The organism is Meiothermus sp. (genome assembly GCF_037443965.1).
GTDB lineage: Bacteria > Deinococcota > Deinococci > Deinococcales > Thermaceae > Meiothermus.
Map to the genome: position 1 here is coordinate 25,244 of NZ_JBBINI010000025.1, position 23,702 is coordinate 48,945.

A 23,702-nucleotide genomic window follows, 5' to 3' on the forward strand; every position below is an offset into this window, starting at 1 on the left:
CTGCGAGAGTTTAGGCCTAAAGTTGCTTTTCCACCCAGGCCACCACCCGCTGGGCGAGCTCGAGGGCTTCCAGGTAAGCGGCTTCATCCAGATCGGGGTAATCCCCTGGGTAGCGGGTTACCACGGCGTAAAAAGACAGCACCTCGGCAGCTTTGATTTCCTCTGGTGCGATCATGCCCGCTGCTTCCAACCGCTGCAACAAGAGGCCGATGTCGTGTGTTTTGGGGAAGGGCTGGTGGTGTGCCAGCAGCAGGGCTTTGAGGGCTTTTGCGGCAGCTTGCTGCGCGTCGAAGCAGAGGTCTTCGTAAAGAATTTCTGGGGTGAGGCGGCCTGCGTTGGCGCGGGCAAGGCTGCCTTTGGCCCGAAGCAACCAGGCTTTGGGGTTGTTGCCCTTACCCGGCATACACAATCTGACCGTTGCGCTGTGCTTCGGAGTGGATGGGCATCCAAGCCTTGCGCGCGTGCTCGAGTTGTTCGGGTGTAGTCAGAATCACGTCTACCCCAAAGCTTCGCCTGACCTGGCCCAGGCAGCGATACAAGGCTTTATAGCTTTCTAGGGTGATGTACTCTTCTGGCACCACCACCAGCAAATCGTAATCGCTGTCCGGGTGGGCCTGGCCTTTGGCCCTCGAGCCAAACAAAATAATCTGCCGGGCCGGCACCACCTCCAGAATGCGCTCCAACACCGGCTTTAGCTCGGGGTATTCCATGTCTGTATGCTAGCACGCCATCTGTGCCTCTACCCAGGCTACCACCCGCTGGGCGAGCTCGAGGGCTTCCTGGTACTCCACTTTGGTCAGCTCGGGATAGTTAGAAGGATACTGCCCACGAATGGTGTAGTTTTGCAACAAGACAGCCCGGCGTACTTCTGCAGGGATGGTCACAGATGCCTCTTCGAGCAGCTCAAACAGGAAGTCCAGGTTGTGGGTCTTGGGAAAAGGACGCTGCAGGTGTATCAGAAGCGCCTTTAGTGCCTTCTCTGCGGCCTGCTGGGCTAGATAAGCAGAGGTTTCGAAAAGCCCTCGGGTTGGGGGGTTCTCGGCATAGGCTAGATCGCTTTGGGCCAAGTTCAGCCAGGCCTTGGGGTCGAGCGGGTTAAGCGGCATACAGAATCTGCCCGTGCGCCAAAACCTCGGGGTAAATGGTCATCCAGGCCTGTCGGTAGCGCTGCAAGTCCTCGGGATAAGCCACTAAAACATCTACTGGAAAGCCTTTTTTGATCTGGCTCAGGCCCAGGTAGAGCGCCCGCATGGCCTCGCGTTTGTCCAGACTGGGCGGCACCACCACCAGCAAATCGTAATCGCTGTCCGGGTGGGCCTGGCCTTTGGCCCTCGAGCCAAACAGAATAATCTGCCGGGCCGGTACGACTTCCAGAATGCGCTCCAATACCGGCTTTAGCTCGGGGTAATCCATGCTTTTATGCTAGCACCCTCCGGGGTTTCCTGAAAAATCGAATCCAGCGCGTCCCATAGCCGCAAGATGAGGGGGTGTATGGTGCTAAGGTTCACGGCCCGGATTCGCCTTCCTCTAAGCTTTAGTACGTCCTCCGAAACCATTTTTTCGACGACAGGCTCCAGAGGATCCCACAAATCCAGCCCTGTGCGCTGCTCGAGGGTGCCCACATCCACGCCTTCGTGTAGGCGCAGGCCCAACATCAGGGCCTCTTTGGCATGTTCCAAAGGGTCAATCGCTTCGATGGCGGGTTTCTCGCCTTGTAGCCAGCGGGGCAGCGGGGGGTTTTGCGTGCGGAGCGCATAGACCTTCCCTTGGTCTAGGGGAGACCCGGTGGGTAGGTAGCCCGAAAGGGCGGGGTTCAGGAGTCCCGCGGCACTGGGCCCCAGCGCACCCCAGAAGGCCAACTTCCAGTACAGCAGGTTGTGGCGGCTTTCCTGGCCTGGCCTAGCGAAGTTCGAGACCTCGTAGCGGAAGAATCCGGCTGCCCCCAGGATGTGTTCGGCACGCTCAAAGGCGGTGGCCTCGAGGTCGGGGTCGGGTTGGATTCCACTAGCCCAGAAGGAAGTTCCAGGCTCTACTTGCAAGGTGTAGGCCGAGACGTGCCCAACGCCCAGGGCGGCGGCCTCAAGTAAGTCGGCCTCGAGGTCTTGCTCTGGCAGCCCCAGTATCAGGTCAACCGAGGTTCGGAAGCCGGCCTCGAGGCTCATCTCCACCGCCCGCAGGGCCCCTTTGCGTCCGTGTGCCCGGCCCAGGGTTTTCAACACGGAGTCCTGGAAGCTCTGTACCCCAATGGAGAGGCGGTTTACACCCAAATCTCTGAGCAGTTGCAGCCGCTCAGTGTTGAGGGTGCCGGGGTTGGCTTCCATGGTCACCTCGGCCTTTGAAATGTCCCAGGGGATAGCGGCAAAGAGCTGTTCCAGTTCGTGGTTGCGCAAAAAACTCGGCGTGCCGCCGCCGAAATAAAGCGTGTGCGGGGTTTGGGCCCAGTGGGCAAAAAGCAGTTGGGCTTCCTCGGCCAGGTGGGCCAGGTACGCCTCTACCACCCCACCGTGCCGCCGCACCACGTGAAAGTCACAGTAGGGGCAAAGGGTGGGGCAGAAGGGAACGTGGATGTACAGGCCTTGCATTATTCCCCATTGCGAAGGGTCTGGCCGAAAAAGGTGGTCGCCCTGGACATCAGCGTGGTGTAGTCGCTACCCCGGAAGGTGTGGCCGGCCCCTCGGTAGGTGAAGCACTGGTGCCGGACGTTGCTCTTTTGTAGCGCAGCGCAAATCTCGCCGGCCCAGGCGTAAGGGGTCTGGGGGTCGGCGGTGCCGTGGTGCACCTGCACCTGGGCGCGGATGCGCGAGTAAAAGTTGACAGGGGATCTTTGGGCCATGGTCTGGGCGGGCGTGTTGAGCTCGTCACAACCGCGCTGCCGGTTGGTAAAAACAAAGCAGATTTGCCGTGCGTTCTTGAGGTCGTCGCCGTGCATGGTGCCATATAGGAGCACTGCCCGGATTTGCGGGTCGAGTACCGCTACCCGCTGGGCGATGCCGCCCCCCATGCTGTGCCCCATGAGCCCAATGCTGGGAAGGGCTTTTTCCAGAGCCCCGCGTCCTGCCTGGGAGCGCACAATGGCTGCCAGGTCGAGTATCTCCCGCGCGTAGAGGACCCTCGAGGCGCCCTGTTCAGGGCTGCCTTGCGAGAGCCCATGCCCGCGCAGGTTGGGGTGAATGGTCACGAACCCTGCCCGGGCCAGATGGTCGGCGTAGCGGGTGGTGTAGGCCAGGATGCGGTAGGTGGCGGGGTTTACATACCCGTGAATCACGATCACCACTGGAAAGCGCCCTGGCGCGTTGGGCACATTCATGAAGCCGTACATGCTGAGCCCGTCGGAGGGATAGCGCACCAGGTAGCGGGTGAAGGCCGGGGTGCGCTCGAGTACCCGCTCGGCCACCAGGGTACCACCACCGTAGGAGAGGCGCGCGAGCTCGGCAATGCTTAGGGGACTCTGGGCAAAAGCCCATGAAACCATGAGCAACCCACATGGAACCAGTAACGGCCTGAGCATGGCTAAACGATACGGCAGTGAGAGGCCCTGGAGGTTGCCCAAAGGCACATTGACCTGCCGCGGGTTGGGCAGTTGCCACCCGTCCTGATGTAGATATCATCCGCATTCCGGCAGTATTGTTCACCTTTGATTACACCCGGAGGTGAAGGATTCAAGCGGAACCGGTATCAAACTTTCAGATTCCGGCAAACTTTTCCAGCGCCCGCTTGATGACAAGGATGCCGGACTCCAGGTGCCCAATCACAATGTGTTCGTTGGGGCTGTGGATTTTGCTGCCGGGATAGCCAATCCCAAGGCCCAGTACCGGTGCACCGATCACGTTGGTGAAGGGGTACATGGGGCCCGAACCGGCAAAGTTGGGCCAGACCACCGGCTCCTGGCCGTAGACCTCGCGGCAGGCTTCTATGGCGGTTTTCACCCAGGGGGAGGCCAGGTCGCTGCGGGCGGGACGCTCGCCGAACTCGAGCTCGATGACCTCGATGTCGTCGAAGCCGTGCTCGAGGAGGTGGGCTTTCACCAGGTCTACGATCTGGCGCGGCTCCTGGTCGGGCACCAAGCGGATGTCCATCTTGACAAAACCCTCGGCCGGCAGCACCGTTTTGGAACCGGGGCCGCCGTAGCCGCCATGAATCCCGTTGATGTTGATCACCGGCTCGGCCAGGTATTTCTTGTAGAGCGCAGGGCCGCTCACCCCGCCCAGAAAGCCAGAGAGGCCATACTCCTTCTTCAAGGCCGGCGATTCGTCGGGGATGCGCCCCAGGGTCTCCTCTTCCAGCTCGGTGAGGGGGCGGACGGCGTCGTAGAAGCCCCTCACCAGCACCCGGCCTTCCCGGTCGCGCAGGCTGGCCACCGCGGCGGCCAGACGGTACAGGGGGTTCTGCACGATGGCGCCCAGGCTGGAGTGCAGGTCGTAGGCGGCGGTTTTGCAGCGCAGCTCGAGGCCCACAATGCCCTTCAGGCCGCAGTAGACCAGGGGCCGCCCCACCGCGTCCACCCCGCCCGCCTCCCAGATCACCGCATCGGCCCTGAGGCGGCTTTGGTGCTCGAGGACGTAGTGCTCGAGGTTGGGACCGCCAATTTCTTCTTCCCCCTCTATAACAAACTTGACCTTCAGGGGGAGGCGCCCGTGTTCCTCCATGAGCCAGCGCAGCGCCGCCAGCCGGGCCACAATCTCGCCCTTGTCGTCGTTGGCCCCGCGCCCGAAGAGCTTGCCATCGCGCTCGGTAAGGGTAAAGGGGTCGGACTCCCAGCGCTCCAGCGGGTCGGCGGGCTGCACATCGTAGTGGTTGTAAAAAAGCATGGTGGGGCCGTCCGAGCCTCCCTCGGCATAAACCACCGGGGCCCCGGCCGTGGGGTGAATCTCCGCCCGCAGGCCCAGTTCTTCGAGCAGTTCTTTGACCAGCAGGGCAGTTTCGGGGATGGCCCGTTGTTCCGCCGAAACGGTCGGGAGGGCTACGAGACGGGCCAGCGTGTCTTTGGCGTAATTCATCACATGGGTAGGTAACGTGCTCATGCTAGACTTAGCCTACTATGGTTGAGCCTGCCATCGCACTCTTTGGGGGCGCCTACGAGAAGGCTTCGCATGTCCTCGAGGAGCTACTTCGCGAGAGTGGGGCCCGTTACGCACTGCTGCTGGATCGCAAGGGGTTCGTGCTGGCCCACAAGGAAGCGCTCTGGGCGCCCAGACCCCCGGCGCTGGACTCGCTCGCAACCCTAATTGCCGGTAACGCAGCCGCCACCCAGGCCCTGGCCCGAATGCTGGGCGAGCCACGCTTCAATGAGCTGCTGCATCAGGGTTCAACCCACGGTATGTACGCCGAGGAAGTGGGCGAACTGGCCCTGCTGGTCGTCATCTTCGACAACTCGGCGCCCGTGGGGCGAATTAAGCTCTTTGGGAAACGAGCGGCACAATCCCTCGAGGTCATCACCAAAGATGCCCTGGTACAGCCCGGAACCCTTGGAATTGACCACGAGTACCGTGATGGGGCCAGCGCCCTCCTAGACGAGCTATTTGGTAACTAACTATGAGCACGATCAACTTTGCCGCCAGGGAGATCAACTTCAAAATTGTCTACTATGGCCCCGGCATGTCCGGGAAGACCACCAACCTCAAATGGGTATTCCAGCAGGTGCCACAAAACCGCAAAGGCGAGATGGTCTCACTGGCCACCGAGGACGAACGCACCCTGTTTTTCGACTTTTTGCCGGTGGATTTGGGCGAGGTCAAGGGCTTCAAAACCCGCTTTCACCTCTACACCGTGCCGGGGCAGGTCTTTTACAACGCTTCACGCAAGCTGATCTTGCGGGGGGTGGATGGGCTGGTGTTCGTGGCCGACTCGGCCCCCAACCGCCTGCGGGCCAACGCCGAGTCCATGCGCAATCTGCGCGAGAACTTAGCCGAGTACGGGATGAAGGTGGAAGATATTCCCATCGTACTCCAAGCCAACAAACGTGATACCCCCGGTGCCCTACCGGTCGAGATGATTCAGGCGGTGATTGACCCCGAGATGCGCCTGCCCATCTTCGAGGCCGTTGCCACCAACGGTACGGGGGTCTTCGAGACCCTCAAGGCCGTGAGCCGTCATGTGCTTTCCAGGGTAGCGGCGGCCAGCTAGCGCACCGTTGGTTGCTCGGCGGGGGAGTGGAATCCCAGGTAGCGCAGTGCCCAAGCCATCCACCGGCCTGCCAGTGTGAGGGTTGCCAGAGCTCGTCGAAGCCAAGCCCTTCCTGGTTACCGCCTGTTTTAAGTGAGGGTTGTGACAAAATCTGTATGGCTCCGCGCTCATAAAACGATGGATGGGCGGGTTTTTCTATCGGAACGTCAGTTCGAAGTTATCCAACAAGCTGAAAAAGCTGAGCCGAAGGTTGAAAACCCGTCAATCAGCCGGGCGGCATCGTAAAGTCCACCCCTACGCTGTTGGGGAGGCTTTAGCGTGAGTCTGCCGTGTCACACAGGTTTATTCTGCTTTTTATATCCGAGCTGACGCTATCCGAATAAACCCGTATATATCGGTTCTGCTTGAGCCCTTCGTCTATGGGAGTAATCGAAGGTGAGGGTTCAAGCCGACCGAAGGGAGTAGGAGTGCGTATTACGACGCGCTGAAGCTTGGATGCTCCGCCCTATTGGTATGCTGTAAGGGCATGAAAACCACCCCACTCCACCAAGCCCATCTGGCCCTGGGAGCCAAGATGGTGCCTTTTGCTGGTTATGAGATGCCCATCCAGTACACCTCCATCACCTCCGAACACCTGGCCGTGCGGGGGCTGGTGGGGATGTTCGATGTGAGCCACATGGGCGAGTTCTGGATAAAGGGGCCTGGGGCGCTGGATTTTTTGCAGTACGCCACCCTGAACGATGTGGCCAAGCTCAAGGTGGGCCGGGCCCAGTACTCCATGCTGCCCAATGCACAGGGGGGCGTGGTGGACGATGTTTATATTTACCGCACCAGCGAGGAAGAGTACCTGATGGTGGTGAACGCCGCCAACATCGAGAAGGACTGGGAGCATCTTCAGCGCCTGGCGGAAGGCTTTGAGGTGAGGCTCGAGGACGCCTCCGACTTCTTTGCCCTGATCGCCGTGCAAGGCCCCAACGCGGTGGCGGTGCTGCAAAAGCTCTGCGACACCGACCTGATCTCGCGCAAGAAGAACGATACCTTCATGGGCAAGCTGGCGGGCAAGTGGGTGCGCTTTGCCCGCACCGGCTACACCGGCGAGGACGGCTACGAGGTGTTTGTGGCCCCCGACGAAGCCCCTGCGGCCTGGGAGGCCCTCCTGGCCGCCGGGGTGACCCCTTGTGGCCTGGGCGCGCGCGATACCCTGCGCCTCGAGGCGGGATTTCCCCTGTACGGCCACGAACTCACCGACACCACCAACCCCCGATGCACCCCTTTCGACTGGGTGGTTAAGGGCCAGAAAGAGTTTTTTGGTAAACAGGCCATGCTGGACGCCGCCTGTGAGCGCCGGCTGGTGGGGCTGCTGGTCGAGGGGGGGATTCCGCGCGAGGGCTACCGGGTGCTGGGAGGGGGCCAGGAGGTCGGCATCCTCACCTCGGGAACCCACTCACCTGTGCTCAAAAAGGGCATCGGGCTGGCTTATGTGCAGCCCGACTGGGCCGGGGTGGGCACCGCGCTGGAAGTGGAGATTCGTGGTAGGGCCGCGCCGGCCACTGTGGTCGAAACGCCTTTCGTGAAACGCTAGATAGTGAGTCTTCTAGGCAATAAACTGACAGCCGAGGTGAGATGATGAACTATCCTTCCGAGCTCAAGTACACCAAATCGCACGAATGGGTTCGCCTCGAGGGCGACGTGGCCGTGGTGGGCATCACCGACTTTGCCCAGGACGCCTTGGGGGATGTGGTGTTTGTGGACTTGCCGCAGGTGGGTAAGGCCGTGGAGGCCGGTTCAGCGGTGGCGGTGGTGGAGTCGGTCAAGACCGCCTCCGACATCTATGCCCCGGTGGCGGGGGAGATCCTCGAGGTCAACAGCGCCCTTTCCGACAAACCAGAGCTCATTAACCAGGCGCCCTACGGCAAGGGCTGGTTGTTCAAAATGAAGGTGAACCCGGCAGACTTGAACGGGCTCTTGTCGGCGGCGGATTATCAGGCCGTGGCAGAAAGCCAGTAACCCTCGAGCCAAAACTGTACAAGTGTCACTTTTTGACCTGTGCAGGTTTCGGCTATCATGGCTTTGGTACAAGTAGCGCGCTGCTGATGGGAGAGATGGGCCAGCCCCACGCCGAAGGAGCAACCACCCCGGAAACTCTCAGGCAAAAGGACCACAGCAGTGAAATCTGGAGAGAGGCGCAAAGCGCCCGCCGACGGGATAACACTCTCAGGCAAAAGGACAGATGGGGTCAGTGGAGGAGACCGCATGACCCCTGAACGCAAACCCCGTTCCACCGATTTCTCACGCCGCCACATTGGCCCCACCCCAGCCGACATCGAACAGATGCTGCAGGCCGTGGGGGTCTCCTCGCTGGAGGAACTCATCCAACAGACCGTGCCAGCCTCCATCCGCGAGGACGCACCGCTCGACATCGGCCCTGGTCTGAGCGAGACCGAGATGCTGGCCCGTATGCGGGCCATTGCCAGCAAGAACCAGGTGTTTACCTCGCTCATCGGACAGGGTTACTACGGCACGATTCTGCCCCCGGTGATCCAGCGCAACCTGCTGGAAAACCCGGCCTGGTACACCGCCTACACCCCTTACCAGCCCGAAATTAGCCAGGGGCGCCTCGAGGCCTTGCTCAACTTCCAGACCATGGTGGCCGACCTCACCGGCTTGGACATCGCCAACGCCTCGCTTCTGGACGAAGCCACGGCGGCGGCTGAGGCCATGGCGGTGGCCCAGCGCAGTTGTAAGCAGCCACACCGGGCCTTTTTTGTGGATAAGAACGTGCACCCCCAGACGCTGGCCGTTTTGCAGACCCGGGCCGAGCCGCTGGGCTGGCAATTGGTGGTGGGCGACCCCGAAACAGAGCTGGATCCCCAGGGGCTTTACGGTGCGCTCTTCCAGTACCCCGATACCCTGGGCCAGATCCGCGACCTGCGCGGCCCCATCGAGCGGGTCAAAGCCGCCGGCGGGCTGGTGGTGGTGGCCGCCGACCTGCTGGCCCTGACCCTGCTCACCCCGCCCGGTGAGCTGGGGGCCGATATCGCGGTGGGCTCGGCCCAGCGCTTTGGGGTTCCGATGGGCTATGGCGGGCCCCACGCCGGCTATATGGCGGTCAGGGACGCGCTCAAACGGGCCCTGCCGGGGCGCCTGGTGGGGGTTTCGATTGACTCGAGGGGAAACCGGGCCTACCGCCTGACCCTCCAGACCCGCGAGCAGCACATCCGCCGTGAGAAAGCCACCTCCAACATCTGCACCGCCCAGGTGTTGCTGGCGGTAATCGCCTCGATGTACGCGGTCTACCACGGGCCCGAGGGTCTGCGAGAGATCGCCCAGAGCGTGCACGAAAAAACCGCGGTGCTGGCGGCGGGCCTGAAGCGCCTGGGTTTGGAGCGGGTCAATGCCCACTTCTTCGATACCCTGACCATCCGGGCCGAAGGCCGGGTAGAGGAGATCCTGGCCGAGGCCCGTCGCCACCGCATCAACCTGCGCAAAGTGGACGAGGCCCACATCGGCATCGCCCTCGACGAGACCACCACCCCCGAGATCATCGAGGCGGTCTGGCAGGCCTTTGGGGGTGACTTTAAGTACCCAGACTTTGCCCCCGAGAACCACCTGCCGGCCTCCTTACAGCGCACCAGCTCTTACCTGACCCACCCGGTTTTCAACCGCTACCACTCCGAAACCGAGCTGATGCGCTACATGCGCCGTCTGGCCGACCGCGACCTGGCCCTGGATCGGGCCATGATTCCCCTGGGCTCCTGCACTATGAAACTCAACGCCGCGGCCGAGATGATCCCCATTAGCTGGCCCGAGTTTGCCAATTTGCACCCCTTTGCGCCGGCTGAGCAGGCCCAGGGCTACCACGAGCTCTTCGAGACTTTGAGCCGCTGGCTGTGTGAAATCACTGGCTACGATGCGGTCTCGCTCCAGCCCAACTCCGGGGCCCAGGGTGAGTATGCTGGGCTGCTGGCTATCCGGGCCTACCACCGCTCGAGGGGCGATGGGCACCGCAACGTCTGCCTGATCCCTTCCTCGGCCCATGGCACCAACCCGGCCTCGGCCCAGATGGCCGGGATGGAGGTGGTGGTGGTGGCCTGCGACCCGCACGGCTACGTGGATCTGAATGACCTCGAGGCCAAAGCAAAGCAGCACGCCGATAGGCTGGCAGCGGTGATGGTTACCTACCCCTCCACCCACGGGGTGTTCGAGGAGAAAATACGCGAACTGTGCGATATCGTGCACCGCTACGGGGGGCAGGTCTACCTGGATGGGGCCAACCTCAACGCCCAGGTAGGGCTGGCCAAACCCGGCCACTACGGGGCCGATGTCTCCCACCTCAACCTGCACAAAACCTTCGCCATTCCTCATGGCGGGGGCGGGCCGGGGATGGGCCCCATCGGGGTTAAGGCCCACCTGGCCCCTTTCCTGCCGGGGCACCCCGTGCTCGATGGCGGGACGGCTCCGGTGGGGCCGGTGGCGGCGGCCCCCTATGGCTCGGCCTCGATTCTGCCCATCTCGTTTGCCTATATCTGGATGATGGGCAGTGAGGGACTCAAGCGGGCCACCGAGGTGGCCATCCTGAACGCCAACTACATTGCCAGCCGGCTCGAGCCCTACTTCCCGGTGCTCTACAAAAATGAAAAGGGCCGGGTGGCCCACGAGTGCATCCTCGATCCCCGGGCCTTCAAAACCCGCTGCGACATTACCGCCGAAGACATTGCCAAGCGCCTGATTGACTTTGGTTTCCACGCCCCCACCATGAGCTTCCCGGTGCCCGGAACCCTGATGGTCGAGCCGACCGAGTCGGAGTCGAAGCACGAACTCGATCGCTTTATCAACGCCATGGTCGCCATCCGCCAGGAAATTGCCCAGATCGAGCGGGGCGAGCTCACCGCCGAGGAAAGCCCCCTGCGCCACGCCCCCCACACTGTGCTGGACCTGGCCGACGAGCCCTGGAACCGTAAGTACACCCGCGCTCAGGGCTGCTTCCCCGCTGGCCAGCCAGCTATGGACAAATACTGGAGCCCGGTCAACCGGGTAGATAACGCCTACGGCGACCGCAACATCGTCTGCTCATGTCCGCCGGTGGAGGACTATGCGGGAGCCACCAATTGACGAACCGTAGGTAAAACACCCCCAGGCGCCAGCTTCAAGTGTGGCCTCTCCGCTTTTCGAGGAGCACCCGATAACCAATCGGGTTGCTTTATAGGATGGACAATTCACGAATACCGGTTTCGCCTGAGTTCTTCACCTTTGGGCCTAATCAAAGGTGAAGAACTCCAGCCGACCGAAGGGGTAGGAATGCGTATAACCCAACCGAGCGAAACTTAGCGCATCAACTGCTGGATGATGCTCTGAAAAACCTGCGACCGCCGCTCCACACTCAGGCTACCCAGGTCGCCGCTCACAAAACTGGCCTTGCCCTTCCCGTAGGCGCTGGACTCGTTGACCGGGCGCTGGCCTTGGTTGTTGGTAATGAGCAGCAGGCGTCCGCCCTGCTCCACGTAGGCCCGTAGCATCTTGCGGTGGGGCTCGGGCCAGTTGTCGCTCCAGCTTGCGGGCAAAACCCAGATCACCAGAGCAAAATCGTCCACCTTGTCGGCGCCGGGGCGCTGGTCGGGCCTAATTTGAAGCACCTCGGTGTGAAAACCCAGGCTGTCCAGGGCGCGTTTGGCCCCATCCGCACCGGAGGTTTCGACGACCAGCAGGGCGGTTTTTCCTCCTGACGGCGGTTGGTTGGCCTGGGGCGCTTGGGCAGGAGGTGGGGTCGGCTGGACGGCATGTGACGAATCCGGTTGTTTAGGACGCAGTACGGCCAGGGCCTCGCCAAGTCGTATGATTCCCCGACCGCCACCGGGTGCCTGGAGGTTCTGGGCCACGCTGAGCAGGGCTTGCCGCACCTGGTCGGCCTTGAAGCCTCCGGACATCAACAAAGCCGCGCCGCCGGCCGCAATGGCGGTGCTGACCGAGGTTCCACTCATGGCCATGTAGCGCCCTCCGGGAATGGTGGAGAGCACATCCACCCCCGGTGCCACCAGATCGGGCTTGTTCAACACCACGTTGTAAGGGTTTCCCCAGCGCACCTCGCCCCGGCTGCTGAAGCCTGCAACCTGGCCTGCTTGGTTGGTAGCGCCGATGCCCAGCACATCCGGCATATTGCCGGGGGAAGCGGTGGTGCTGCCGGAGTTGCCAATGGCAAAGACCGGCAGTACCCCCATCTGCTTCATGCGTTCAATAACGCTGGCAAACTCGGTCCAGGTGCCTTCCAGACCCAGCGACATCGAAACAATTTGTACGTTTTGTTCCAGCACCCAGTCCAGCCCACCCAACACCTGGGCCAGCGTACCGTAGCCATTGGGCAGAACCAGTGCCGAGACCAAGCGGGCCTCGGGAGCGACCCCCACATTGTTGCCAACCAACAAACCAGCCGTGTGGGTTCCGTGCAGCGAGGAGTCGTAGGGCTCGCTCTCGCGGGGGGTGCCGTCGGCGCTGATGGCCGCAAAGGCCACAACTTTGCCGCGCAGGTCGGGATGGGACGCATCCACCCCGGTGTCCAGGTGGCCGATGCGAATCCCCTGGCCGCGCAATCCGCTGGCCCACAGGTTGGGCGCCCCAATGTGCTGCAAGGCCCAGTTGCTACCGCTGTTTACCGGAACTGAAAGGGCCGAGGCCACCGGCGGGGTCATGCGCACCGGGCGGTTGGGATACACCCGTCGTACACCTGGCACCTGCATCAAACGCCCCACCTGCGACTCGGGCAGACGCACCAGGAAGCTCTGGCTGGCCCAGAAGCCCTCGGCTGCCTTGATTTTCAGCCGCCCCTGCATCTGGCCGAGGTTGGCCTTGAGCAGTCGCATCAGTTCGGCCCTGGCCTGCCCCCGGGGTAGTTGCGGCCCCTCGAGCTCCACAATCACTTCCACCATGTGGGGTTGTGCCAGGGAATAAGGTGCTAACGGTATGAGCCATAACAGGGTGAAGAGAAAACGGAGCATCATGCCTTCAGGCTAGGCTCGGATTCGGGCTTTAGATTGAGCCAGGCCTAAAGAAATCTTGGGATTGGGATTGAGCGTTGCTTAAGGAATGGCAGAAAGCGGAAAGTGCGCCTTTAACCTGCAAAATGGCGAACAAAAAACACCATGAGGCTGTCTTTTGGAATCCCGGTGTACGCTCCTCGCTGCGCTCGGTGACGCAACAGCCAGGTCCTGTTAACAAAGACTCTGCTATGCGGCGGAGTCCTCGAGGCAGCTCGGGCGAACCCTGTCGCTTGTTTGTGAAAACTGCTCTAGTGGTTTGGTAAGTTAAAGATTGATGTGCAGTGAAGTTCCCAAAATGAAGCGCTCAAAGCAACTTCCAGATATTAGGGGAGCCAAATCCATCCCAGGAATTAAGTTACCGGAGCACTAGCCAGGTAGCAGGAAAGTTCCCTGAGGAGCAAACTGTACTCGGACTTTCTCTCCGCGACCGGGCAGCTCGGGGGCATCACCCGCTACCACGCCCTCGAGCCGACCCACGGCGGTATCTACGCTGAACTCGGTGGAGGAACCCAGAAAGGACACCAGGTGCACGGTGCCCTCGAGGCCCTCCCCTTCCCTCGAGACCCGCAGGGCCTCCGGGCGTACCATCACCGTCACCCTGCCCGAGATGCCCTCCTGCTGGTGGGGCTGGCTGTAAGTTCCTACCTGGAGGAGTCCGCCGCTGTAGTACCCTTCAAAAAAGTTGGCCCGCCCGATAAAGTCGGCGGCAAAGCGGCTGATGGGCTTGGTGTAGAGGGTGCGGGGGTCGCCTTGTTGCTCAATTACCCCCTTGTTCATCAGCACCACTAGGTCGGAGATGGCCATGGCCTCTTCCTGGTCGTGGGTTACGTAGAGCGAGGTGATGCCGAGCTCTTGCTGTATGTCGCGGATTTCCTCGCGCACCCGCTTGCGCAGCTTGGCGTCGAGGTTGGAGAGCGGTTCGTCGAAAAGCAGCACCCGCGGCTGCATGACCAGTGAGCGGGCCAGGGCTACCCGTTGCTGCTGCCCCCCCGATAGGGCCGCTACCGGGCGCTCCTCGAGGCCCGTCAGGCCCACCTGCCGCACCACCTCGGCCACCCGCTCGCGGATTTCCTCCTTGGGGCGACGGGTCACCTCGAGGCCATAGGCGATGTTCTGATAGACGTTCATATGAGGGAAGAGGGCGTAGCTCTGGAACATCATGGTGATGTCGCGCAGATAGGCCGGTAGCCGGGTGACGTCCTCCCCGCCAAAAAGAATGCGTCCCTCGGTGGGGCGCTCGAGCCCGGCTACCATGCGCAGGATGGTGGTTTTTCCACAGCCCGAGGGGCCCAGTAGGGTGACGAGCTTCCCCGCCGGTAGCTCCAGGTCTACCTTTTCCACCGCGGTCACCTTGCCGAATTTCTTGACGATGCCCTCGAGCCTGACCGACACCGCCTGGTGCGTGCCCTTCCTATTGGCTACAGCTTGCTGCATATTGACCTCACACCGCGGACTCCAGCGAGGCGCCGCGTCCCAGCCGCCTCGAGGCGGCGAACAGAATCAGGATGACCGTGAGCAAACCCAGAATCATTACCGTGGCCATGGCCGCGCCCCGGCCCAGGTCGCCCTGCTCGATCCAGCGCAACATCAGCACGGTGGCCAGCGCGTTTCCGGGGCTAATCAGGAAGATAATCTGGCTGATGGCGGTCATGCCCCGCACAAAGGCGAAAACCAGCCCGGCCAGAAGCTGGGGGATAAGCAAGGGCAGCAAAATCCTGCGCAGGGTGGTGCTCGAGGGCGCTCTGAGCAAGGTGGAGGCTTCCTCCAGGCTTTTATCAATCTGGGAAAGGCCCGAGATAACCCCCCGCACCGCTGCTGGCATGTTACGAAAAACCAGCGCCAGCACGATGATGATGCCAGTGCCGGTAAGCAGCCAGGGGCCGGTGTTGAAGGCCAGGATGTAGGCCACACCCATCACGGTGCCGGGGGTGGCAAAGGAGAGCATCGAACCCACTTCTAATAGCCCCCGCCCCCAGAACTGCTGCCTCGAGACCAGATAGGCAATCAGGGAGCCTACCAGGGTGGCGATAATTGCGCTGATAAAGGCCAGTTGCGCAGTTTTGAACAGTACCGGCAGGCCCAGGTTGGTCAGGTCAATGTAGTGCTTGAAGGTGAAACTGTTGTTGATGCCCCAGATCTGCACAAAGGAGCCGAAGAAGATCGAGAAGTACAGCAACACCACCGCCAGGCCCCATAGCGCCAGGATGCTTTGCAGGGTGCGCTCGAGCCAGACCGGCAAGGGTGAAAAGTTGCCCGCTCCGGGCTTGCCCGTAACCGTAACAAACGAAGTATTGCCCAGCCACACGCGCTGCAAGCCGAATATCACCAGCACCAGACACAATAGCACCGCGCCGTAGACCGCCGCCTCGTTGGGGTCGTAGCGCCCGGTCAGGGCCAGGAATACCTCGGTGGCCAGGAAGTTGCGGTCACCCCCCAGCAGCATAGGGTTGCCGAAGTCGGCCAGCGACTCGATGATGGTCAGCAAAAAAGCTGCCGCCAGCCCAGGGCGCAGCAGGGGCCAGGTAATGCGGCGGAAGGTATCCCATGGGTGGGCCCGCAGGGTGGCCGAAGCCTCCTCGAGGGCCGGGTTCAGGCCCTGCACCGAGCCGCGCAGTATCAGGAAGGCCACCGGGGTGAAAGCGAAAATTTGGGCGATGGCTACCCCGTTGATGCCAAACAAAAAACTGGTTTTGAGGCCCAGCAGGTCGCTGGTGATGATGCCGCTGCGCCCCAGCCAGTAGATGAGGGCAAATGCGAACACAAACGGTGGGGTGATGAGGGGCAGCAGGCTGACCACCCCCAGACTACGGCGAACCCAGGCGGCCCTCGAGCGCTGCTCCAGGAGCGCGAACACCAGCCCCAGTGCAGTGGTAATGGGGGCCACGATAAGGGCTAGGTAGAGGCTGGTGGGAAATGCCCCACCCCCAAAAATGCCCGCACCCACAATCCAACCCAGCACTAGACCCGCCACCAAACCGCTGAAGACTCGAGGCCAGCGCCAACCTCCACGGGCCGCCAGCCCTGCGCCCAACAGCCCAGCGACCAGGGTAACCAGGCCCACCTGCAAGCGCTCCGACTGGGCAGTGTAGGGGTTCTCGATGGTGATGAACAGCGGTGAACTGAGCACGCTTTGAGTCTTGCTGAGGGTAAAGACACCCTTAACCACCACCGATTCGTGCAGCACGGTAAAAAGTGGATAGATAATGAACAGCAGCACAAACAGCGCAGACAGCAGGATGCTGGTAGTGACAAAGGGGTCGTTTTGGATAATACCTGACTCGCTCAGCCCAATGCCCACCACCGTCAGCAGGGCGACCAGCACCAGCAGCGCGCCCAACCCCAGCGGCGCCGAGGTAGCCACCAGCCACCCCACACCCGCCAGAAAGCCCCCGGAACCCAGTACCACCAAGGCGTAGCCCCTATGCACCAGGGGAAGGCGGAGCAAGCTCAGGGCCGTAAGGCTGAGTGCAACGGCCAGCAGCACCGCTCCCAGCACCGGGGCGGTGCTCATAGCCAGAAGATTGGGGTTGAACTCGAGGAAACTTCGGTCGGTACGAACCCACGGCAGCAGCAAGAGGCCCAGCAGGCTTACCAGGCCGGCCATCCACGCAGAAGACCTTCCGCTGGCCATGCCCACAAGGCCGGTTTTCCCTATTACAGCCATTCAGGCTCCTTTGATAGCGTTGCAGTTATCGCCCGCATCACTTGAATGACTCCGCCCAACGGCGGAGTCATTTAGCAAATCAACCAATCATCACTTCCAGCATGGGTTTAGCGGCGCGGCAACGGGAATACCTCTCTTGTCCAGCGGGCAATCAGCCGCTGGCGCAGATCGGGGTCGCCGTACTTCTTGGCGTCGTAGTTGATGAGCTTGAAGTCTTTGGGGTTGGGAATACCTTCGACCAGAGGGGTTTTGGTGTTGGAAGGCAGCGAGAAAATGCCTGCCCGGAAACCGACAGCCTGCCCCGCTGGTGAAACGGCCCAGTCCATGAAGGCCTGGCCGTTGGCTTTGTTCTTAGCCCCGCGCACCAGGCTCAGACCGCCGATTTCGTAGCCTGTACCCTCACAGGGAGCCACAATCTCGATGGGGAAGCCTTGCTTCTTGAACTCCACCAGGTCGTGCATGAACTGAATCCCAATGCCAATCTCGCCGCGCCCCAGCGCAATGCGCGGGGCCACGCCCGAGCGGGTGTATTCGGCCACGTTGCGGTGATAGCTCTTCATCAGATCGAACGCTTCATCCTCGCCGAACAACTGCACCAAGGTGGCAATCTGGGTGTAGGCGGTTCCAGAGGTGTTGGGGTTTGAGACCTGAATCAGACCCCGGTAGGCTGGGTTGGCGAGATCCTTCCAGCAGCGAGGAATAGGTGCGCCGCGATCCTGGAGCACCTTGGGGTTAATGCCAAAGCCCAGAATCCCCTGGTAAAGCGGGGTGTAGGTCGTACCGATGGCCTGCTTCATGTTGGGAGATAGGTCGTTGTAGGCTTTTACGCGGTACCATTCGGTGATGGCATCTTTGAAGGCTTCGTAGTGTGGATCGCCTGTGCCCCCAAACCAAACATCAAAGGTGGGGTTGTTGCGCTCGGCCCGTAAGCGGGCGAGGGCTTCGTTGGTCGAGACGCTCACGATACGCACGTCAATGCCTGTAGCCTGTTTGAAGGCCGGCCCCAAGGCCTCACACCAGTTTTGCGTGACGCTACAGATCACATTGACAACCCGTTGTTGGGCAAAGCCCATGCTTGTTGCTAGCAGTGCGAACACAAGAGCCCACCAACGGAGATTCCGCTTCAAAAAAGACATATTTTTGCCTCCTCGGGTGAATCATACGGCTTGTCAGAAAAATGTCAAGATTCAAGTGCCTTACACGGCAGAAAATAATTCATGGAACATCAGCAAAGTAGAGCTGGGCTATAGGCTCGAAAGAAGGCCTCGGGCCTTGCGCTCAGTGACTTCACGGCCCTTTCGACGTTCGAATTTGCTGGACTTTAGCGGGTATTACGCCTATACTTCCAGCAGATTGGATGGTCAGGGGAAAGTCAAGTGTTAGAAGCCTTGGGTGGTCTGGCGTTGCTGGTGAAGGGTCTCTCCTTCTTGTCCCAGGCCCTGGCGGTTGCGGTGGGTGGGCCCGCACGCCGGGTCTTGACGTGGGCTACGGCTCGCTCGAGGCGGGCTTGGTTGGCCGGCACCCTGGTGGGGGCTTTGACCCTCAATAGTTCTGCGTTGGGCCTCACGGCCATCCGGCTGGCCGAATCGGGCATTGCCAGCTTTGGCTCGGCACTGGTGCTGGGCCTGGCCGCCAAAGGGGGCGCCACGGTGGCGCTGCAACTGGCGGCCACCCCCATCAGCGCGATGGCTTTGCCGATTGTAGGGGTTGGGTTCGTACTATCGCTGTTCAAGCGGATCCAGGTCTGGGGTGAAGGAATCCTGGGGCTGGGTATGCTGCTGTTGGGAATTTCGCTGATGGTGCAGGGGCTACTGCCCATGACCAGCTCGGAGCTTTTTATCCTGATACGCCAGAGCCTGGAATCTTCTCCACTGGGCTTGTGGTTGCTGGGTTTTGCCCTGGCCTCGTTGCTGGGCTCGGCCAATGCAGTGGCGGCGCTGGCCCTGGCGCTGGCGGCCTCGAGCGCCTTCAGTCTGTCGTCTGCGCTTCTGCTCACCCTGGGTGGGGGGGCTGGATCGGGGATGATTCTGCTGCTCAGTACCTGGGATAGCACCCCCGCGGCCCGCCGGATAGCAGCGGCTCACCTGGGCTGGAAGATGCTGCTTTCCATCCCCTTCGTGCTGTTTTTGCCAGCTTTCGCCCGCTTCAGCAGCGAGCTAGCACAGCAGGCGGGCTTGGGTGCTTCGGCTGCGGTGGCCCAGGGGCATCTGCTGTACCACGTGCTGGCCTCGCTATTGGTTTTGCCGGTGGTGCGGCCCCTCGAGGGGCTCATGCACCGGCTGATGCCCGATTCGGAGCACCGCATCAGCCCCCGGTACATCTCCGAGGAGGCCCTCGAGTCGCGCGAACTGGCTTCCAGCCTGGCCTTGCGTGAGGTGGGGCGCATTGGCGATCAACTCTCGGAGATGCTCACCGAAACCGTGAAAATTCTGGCCCGCGGTAATGGGGATACCGCCGAGGTGGCCCGGCGGGAGGAAAAGGTAGACCAACTGGCCCGTGCCATCGTGCTTTACCTGAGCGATCTTTCGGCCCGCCATCCAGGCGACTCGCCGCTGGTGCTGATGATGGCGGCCAGCGAGATCGAGCACATGGGCGATCAGGTGCGGCGGATGTTGCGCAAACAAGACAAACTCTATGCCCAGAACCTCGAGTTTTCCGAGGAGGGCCGCACCGAGCTGGCCGATGCGGCCGAGAAAGTGCTCAAGCGGCTGCGGCTCTCCTTAGCAGCCCTCGCCACCCGCAACGAGGCCTTGGCCGGGCAGGTGATTGCCGACCGTGAGCATCTGGAAAACCACCTGCTCGACCTGCGTCGCTCCCATCTGCGCCGCCTGGAGAAAGGCCGCATTGAAAGCCGCGCCACCACCCTGGCCCACCTCGATCTACTGATCGTGCTGGATGAGCTAGACCAGAGCATCACCCGCTTGGCCACGCTTTCCCAGGACCTTCGCCAACCCCTGGCCGGGTCTGCACGCGCCATACGCAATTCCACCCGATCCACCTGAAGCCGGGTTTTTGCCGAAGGCTCCAGATTGCGCTACAGTAGTGCGCAATGTCACGCTACGATGTGCTGGTTATTGGGGCTGGCATCATAGGCGCCGCTTGTGCCTATCGCCTGGCCGAGCAGGGGCTGAAGGTGGGTGTGCTGGAGCGGGCGGCTGCTCCCGCAATGGGTTCTACTGGCAAGAGTGCGGCGGGGGTGCGGGTGCAGTTTACCGAGACCACCAACATCCTCTTGTCCTGGTACTCCATCCAGGAGTACCGGCAGATGCCCGAAGCAGCCTACCGGCCCATTGGCTACCTGTTTTTGGTGCCGGATTCCCACTGGAAACAGCATCTCGAGGGGGTAGAGCTTCAGCGTAGCCTGGGGGTACCGGTGGAGGTGCGCGACCTCGAGGCCGCCCAGGAGTGGTTCGGCTTCTTGCCTGTTGCGCCGGGCCTGGAACCCATCCTGGGTGCCACTTTTGGGAGTGCCGACGGGATGGTAGACCCCCACGGTATCTGCATGGAGTACCTGCGCCGCGCCAGGCAGCATGGGGCAGCGGTGCATACCGACACCGAGTTTCTGACAGCCGAGCCCAAAGCAGGTGGCTGGCAGGTGCGGACCTCGAGGGGCCTCTTTCAAGCAACGATACTGCTCAATGCGGCGGGTGCCTGGGCAGGCGAGGTGGGGCGACGGGCCGGGCTGGATATTCCGGTGCAGCCTGCCCGGCGCATGGTGTTCTCCACCGCGCCCATCCCCTATCCCACCTGGCATCCGCTTACCATAGACCTGTCCAGCGGCTTCTGGTTTCGCCCCGAGCACGACCGGCTGATTTTTGGCCGCAGCAACCCGGCGGATGTGGGCTTTTGTGAAGGCATGGACTGGAGCTGGCTCGAGCCCACCCTGGAGGTGGGTATGGCCCGTTTTCCCTGGCTCGAGCGGTTCCAGCTCGACCAGAAGGCCAGTTGGTGGGGTTACTACGAGGTCACGCCCGACCACAATCCCATCCTGGGCCGGATGCCGGGGGTGGAGGGGTGGGTCAACGCCTGTGGCTTTTCCGGCCACGGGGTGCAGCAGGCGGCCGCAGTAGGTCGCCTGATGGCCGAGGAAATTGTAGACGGGCAAGCGCAGAGTTTGAACATTGATTCGTTGCGCTTTCAACGTTTCGCCAGGGCGTCCTCAACCGTTGAAAAAAACATCGTGTAGCCATTTATCTCTGCTGCTCTTGCGCAACCGCGTCTTGGGCGCGTACACTTGGATTTGGTAGGTGAGCCATGCGTAACCTTGTTTTCATCCGTATGTCCGGGCTTTGCGCCTAAGCGCGACCCGCACCCGACCCGCAACAGCGCTATTTGCGTTCCTCGGCGGCCTTCGGGCCGCCGGTTTGTTTGGAGTGCCAGGATGCCTTTACCCAGAACCAACTGCCTCAAGTTCCCAAGTCCCCCGACTGATTCAAGACAGGATCCACTATGCTAACCCTCGAGCCCACCAAAACCCAACTCGCCATCGAGGTCTCCGATCTCAAAAAAGTCTTCCGCAAGCGCGACGGGCTTCGTGCGCCCCTCAGGGAGGAATGGGCCCTCAAGGGGGTGTCTTTTCAGGTGCACGAAGGGGAGACCTACGGTCTGCTGGGCCCCAACGGCTCGGGCAAGTCCACCCTGATTCGCATTTTGTCCACCCTGCTCACCCCCGATGGCGGCACGGTGCGAATGCTGGGCCACACCCTGCCCGAAGGTGAGCGCGAACTGCGGCGCAAGATGGGCCGGGTGAGCGTGGATGCGGCCTTCTACAAGAAGCTCTCGCCGCGAGAGAACCTGCTCTACGCCGCGCAGCTCTACGGCCTCGAGCCCCGCCAGGCCGAAAAGCGAGCCATGCAGATCCTGGAGCAACTGGGCCTGGAGTCACGCCGCTTTGGCGACCCCATCGAGGAGATGAGCCGGGGCATGCAGCAGAAGATTGCCATTGCCCGGGCCCTCCTCATCAACCCGCCGCTCCTGCTACTGGACGAGCCCACCACCGGCCTCGACCCCAAAAGCCGCCGCGACGTGCAGGCCTTCCTGGAAGACCTGCGGGCCCGCGAAGGCACCACCATCCTGCTCACCACCCACGACATGGCCGAGGCCGAGCGCCTCTCGCACCGCATCGGCTTCCTGGCCCATGGCCGCCTGGTGGCCGAGGGCACCGCCGACGAACTCAAGCAAAAAGCCGGAACCGAGAGCCTGGAAGAGGCCTTCATCGCCCTCACCGGCGAGGCCTTCGATGAGGAAGAGGCCGAAAGCTAACCGTTGTTCGCAGAACCTAAGGGAACGCTATGTTTGAACGTTATATCCGCCCCATGTGGGCCTTTGTCTTCCGCGACTGGCACCTGACCCGGCGCTATATGAGCTGGGTGGTGGTGTTCGTGTTTTACGCCATCGTCAACTCGGCCACCATTGCCCTGATTGGCAAGGCCCAGGACGACTTCCGCCTGACCCTCACGCTGTTGCTGGGCGTGCTCTTGTGGTCGTTTTTATCGGCCATGTACAACGAGATCGCCAACTCCATCTCCTACGAGCGCTGGGAGGGGACGCTCGAGTACACCTTTATGGCCCCGGTCTCGAGGCTCATCCACCTCTCGGGGGTCTCGCTTTTTGCGGTCATTTTCAGCGTGATCCGTACCATCGTGATCCTGGTGGGGTTGGTGCTTTTTATCCAGGTCTCGGTGAACGGGGCCAACCTGCTGGGGGTTTTGGTGGTCTTGCTGGTGGCCAGCCTGGCCTTCATGGGGCTGGGCTTGATGGCCGCCATTCTGCCGGTGATGTCGCCGGAAAACGGGGCCCAGGCCACCAACATCTTCCAGGGCATTCTGCTTCTGGTCTCGGGCATCTACTATCCTGTTAGCGTGCTGCCTTCCTGGGTGCAGCCCCTGGCCTACCTGAGCCCGGCCACCTATGCCCTCGAGGCCTGTCGCAAACTCATGGGCATCAACCACCCCGACTCCACACCCGACAAACTGGTGGGTGCGCCGCTCTCCTCGGTGCTGCCCGAGCTGGGTATCCTGTTGCTGATGGGGGTGGTGCTGATTCCGCTGGGCCTGTGGGTTTTCCACACCGCCGAGATGTGGGCCAAGCGCACCGGCAAGCTCAAGCGGACGGGCTAGCGGGCGGGATGCCCCCCGCTTAGTTTAGGAGGTCACATGATTGAGGTGGTCAACCTACAAAAAAGCTACCAGAAGACGCAAGCGGTCAGAGGCATCTCGTTCAGGGTGCAGCCGGGCGAGGTGTACGGCCTGCTGGGCCCCAACGGGGCCGGCAAAACCACCACCCTGCGGATGCTGGCCACCCTGCTCAAGCCCACCGGGGGCAGCGCTAAAGTGGCGGGTTTTGATGTACTACGGCAAACCCTGGAGGCGCGCCGTAACCTGGGCATTGTCAACGGTGGCATGAAGGTCTACGACAAGCTCACCGGCTACGAGGTGCTGGACTTCTTCGGGAGCTTCTACGACCTGTGGGGGCCCAGACTCAAGGAGCGCATCGCCTGGGCCGCCGAGCTTTTGCACATCGAGCCCTCTGTGCTTTCCAAGCAGGTCAGGCAGATGTCCACCGGTATGCAGCAGAAAATTGTCATCGCGCGGGCCATCCTGCACCAGCCCCAGGTCTTGCTGCTGGACGAAGCCACCGCCGGCCTGGATGTGTTCGCCCGCCGGGCCTTGCTAGACTTTGTCAAGCAGTACGCCGGGCTGGGTAAGACCCTCGTCTACTCTACCCATGTGATGAGCGAGGCCGAGGAGGTCTGCGACCGGGTGGGCTTTATCAACCAGGGCCTGCTGGTCTTTGAGGGCAGCCTGCAGGAGGCCCTCGAGCTCGGTTCGGGCAACCTCGAGCGGGCCTTCATCCGCCGTCTGGAACAGGCCGCCTAAAGGTTG

The 23,702-nt window shown here is 61.8% G+C and carries 21 protein-coding genes and 1 riboswitch; of the genes, 10 read left to right on the forward strand and 11 right to left on the reverse strand.

Going from position 1 to position 23,702, the window contains the following annotated elements; genetic code table 11:
• Nucleotides 1-16: 16 nt before the first annotated feature.
• The 7 genes from WKI89_RS12945 to WKI89_RS12975 all read right to left on the reverse strand — a co-directional run bounded on the left by WKI89_RS12945 (nt 17) and on the right by WKI89_RS12975 (nt 5,021).
• Nucleotides 17-403 (reverse strand): HEPN domain-containing protein, encoded by a 387-nt coding sequence (locus WKI89_RS12945; protein WP_337870258.1) that lies wholly within the window; start codon nt 401-403, stop codon nt 17-19.
• Nucleotides 393-710 (reverse strand): nucleotidyltransferase domain-containing protein, encoded by a 318-nt coding sequence (locus WKI89_RS12950; protein ID WP_337870260.1) that lies wholly within the window; start codon nt 708-710, stop codon nt 393-395. Before WKI89_RS12950 ends, WKI89_RS12945 begins: the two co-directional genes overlap by 11 nt.
• A 9-nt stretch (nt 711-719) precedes the next feature.
• Nucleotides 720-1,106, reverse strand: coding sequence for a HEPN domain-containing protein (locus WKI89_RS12955; RefSeq protein ID WP_337870262.1), 387 nt, complete (start codon nt 1,104-1,106; stop codon nt 720-722).
• Nucleotides 1,096-1,413, reverse strand: coding sequence for a nucleotidyltransferase domain-containing protein (locus tag WKI89_RS12960; protein WP_337870264.1), 318 nt, complete (start codon nt 1,411-1,413; stop codon nt 1,096-1,098). Before WKI89_RS12960 ends, WKI89_RS12955 begins: the two co-directional genes overlap by 11 nt.
• Complete coding sequence (gene hemW / locus WKI89_RS12965; protein WP_337870265.1) at nt 1,395-2,582, reverse strand: radical SAM family heme chaperone HemW; 1,188 nt, start codon at nt 2,580-2,582, stop codon at nt 1,395-1,397. Before hemW ends, WKI89_RS12960 begins: the two co-directional genes overlap by 19 nt.
• Nucleotides 2,582-3,472, reverse strand: coding sequence for an alpha/beta fold hydrolase (locus WKI89_RS12970; RefSeq protein WP_337870266.1), 891 nt, complete (start codon nt 3,470-3,472; stop codon nt 2,582-2,584). The genes hemW and WKI89_RS12970 overlap by 1 nt, the downstream gene beginning before the upstream one ends.
• Nucleotides 3,473-3,683: 211 nt before the next feature.
• Nucleotides 3,684-5,021, reverse strand: coding sequence for a M20/M25/M40 family metallo-hydrolase (locus tag WKI89_RS12975; RefSeq protein WP_337870268.1), 1,338 nt, complete (start codon nt 5,019-5,021; stop codon nt 3,684-3,686).
• Nucleotides 5,022-5,038: 17 nt separating this feature from the next.
• On the opposite strand from WKI89_RS12975, the gene WKI89_RS12980 reads away from it, so the two are divergent.
• The 5 genes from WKI89_RS12980 to gcvP all read left to right on the forward strand — a co-directional run bounded on the left by WKI89_RS12980 (nt 5,039) and on the right by gcvP (nt 11,235).
• Complete coding sequence (locus WKI89_RS12980) at nt 5,039-5,530, forward strand: roadblock/LC7 domain-containing protein (protein ID WP_337870270.1); 492 nt, start codon at nt 5,039-5,041, stop codon at nt 5,528-5,530.
• A 2-nt stretch (nt 5,531-5,532) separates the two neighbouring features.
• Nucleotides 5,533-6,123 (forward strand): ADP-ribosylation factor-like protein, encoded by a 591-nt coding sequence (locus tag WKI89_RS12985; RefSeq protein ID WP_337870271.1) that lies wholly within the window; start codon nt 5,533-5,535, stop codon nt 6,121-6,123.
• Between the two features lie 526 nt (nt 6,124-6,649).
• The gene (gene gcvT, locus WKI89_RS12990) at nt 6,650-7,705 is read left to right on the forward strand and encodes a glycine cleavage system aminomethyltransferase GcvT (RefSeq protein ID WP_337870272.1); all 1,056 of its coding nucleotides are present in this window, start codon (nt 6,650-6,652) and stop codon (nt 7,703-7,705) included.
• Between the two features lie 44 nt (nt 7,706-7,749).
• Nucleotides 7,750-8,130 carry a glycine cleavage system protein GcvH gene (gcvH, locus tag WKI89_RS12995; RefSeq protein WP_337870310.1) on the forward strand — a complete coding sequence of 127 codons (381 nt, stop codon included), beginning with the start codon at nt 7,750-7,752 and terminating at the stop codon, nt 8,128-8,130.
• A gap of 76 nt (nt 8,131-8,206) precedes the next feature.
• Nucleotides 8,207-8,294, forward strand: a riboswitch (glycine riboswitch).
• A gap of 82 nt (nt 8,295-8,376) precedes the next feature.
• The gene (gene gcvP / locus WKI89_RS13000) at nt 8,377-11,235 is read left to right on the forward strand and encodes an aminomethyl-transferring glycine dehydrogenase (RefSeq protein WP_337870273.1); all 2,859 of its coding nucleotides are present in this window, start codon (nt 8,377-8,379) and stop codon (nt 11,233-11,235) included.
• A 212-nt stretch (nt 11,236-11,447) separates the two neighbouring features.
• On the opposite strand, the gene WKI89_RS13005 is transcribed toward gcvP, so the two are convergent.
• The 4 genes from WKI89_RS13005 to WKI89_RS13020 all read right to left on the reverse strand — a co-directional run bounded on the left by WKI89_RS13005 (nt 11,448) and on the right by WKI89_RS13020 (nt 17,915).
• Nucleotides 11,448-13,115, reverse strand: coding sequence for a S8 family serine peptidase (locus WKI89_RS13005; protein ID WP_337870274.1), 1,668 nt, complete (start codon nt 13,113-13,115; stop codon nt 11,448-11,450).
• Nucleotides 13,116-13,520: 405 nt separating this feature from the next.
• Nucleotides 13,521-14,588, reverse strand: a complete 1,068-nt coding sequence (locus tag WKI89_RS13010) for an ABC transporter ATP-binding protein (RefSeq protein WP_337870276.1) — start codon at nt 14,586-14,588, stop codon at nt 13,521-13,523.
• Between the two features lie 7 nt (nt 14,589-14,595).
• Nucleotides 14,596-16,818 (reverse strand): iron ABC transporter permease, encoded by a 2,223-nt coding sequence (locus WKI89_RS13015; protein WP_337870278.1) that lies wholly within the window; start codon nt 16,816-16,818, stop codon nt 14,596-14,598.
• A 107-nt stretch (nt 16,819-16,925) separates the two neighbouring features.
• Nucleotides 16,926-17,915, reverse strand: a complete 990-nt coding sequence (locus WKI89_RS13020; protein ID WP_337870280.1) for an ABC transporter substrate-binding protein — start codon at nt 17,913-17,915, stop codon at nt 16,926-16,928.
• Between the two features lie 279 nt (nt 17,916-18,194).
• Here WKI89_RS13020 and WKI89_RS13025 point away from each other — a divergent pair, with 279 nt between their 5' ends.
• From WKI89_RS13025 to WKI89_RS13045, 5 genes are all read left to right on the forward strand, one after another.
• Nucleotides 18,195-19,820, forward strand: coding sequence for a Na/Pi symporter (locus WKI89_RS13025; protein WP_337870282.1), 1,626 nt, complete (start codon nt 18,195-18,197; stop codon nt 19,818-19,820).
• 47 nt (nt 19,821-19,867) lie between these two features.
• On the forward strand, nt 19,868-21,004 hold the full coding sequence (locus WKI89_RS13030) for an FAD-dependent oxidoreductase (protein WP_337870284.1): 1,137 nt from the start codon (nt 19,868-19,870) through the stop codon (nt 21,002-21,004).
• 263 nt (nt 21,005-21,267) lie between these two features.
• On the forward strand, nt 21,268-22,080 hold the full coding sequence (locus WKI89_RS13035) for an ABC transporter ATP-binding protein (RefSeq protein ID WP_337870285.1): 813 nt from the start codon (nt 21,268-21,270) through the stop codon (nt 22,078-22,080).
• A 29-nt stretch (nt 22,081-22,109) separates the two neighbouring features.
• Nucleotides 22,110-22,937 carry an ABC transporter permease gene (locus WKI89_RS13040; RefSeq protein WP_337870288.1) on the forward strand — a complete coding sequence of 276 codons (828 nt, stop codon included), beginning with the start codon at nt 22,110-22,112 and terminating at the stop codon, nt 22,935-22,937.
• Between the two features lie 36 nt (nt 22,938-22,973).
• Nucleotides 22,974-23,696 (forward strand): ATP-binding cassette domain-containing protein, encoded by a 723-nt coding sequence (locus tag WKI89_RS13045; RefSeq protein WP_337870290.1) that lies wholly within the window; start codon nt 22,974-22,976, stop codon nt 23,694-23,696.
• The last annotated feature ends 6 nt before the right edge of the window (nt 23,697-23,702 follow it).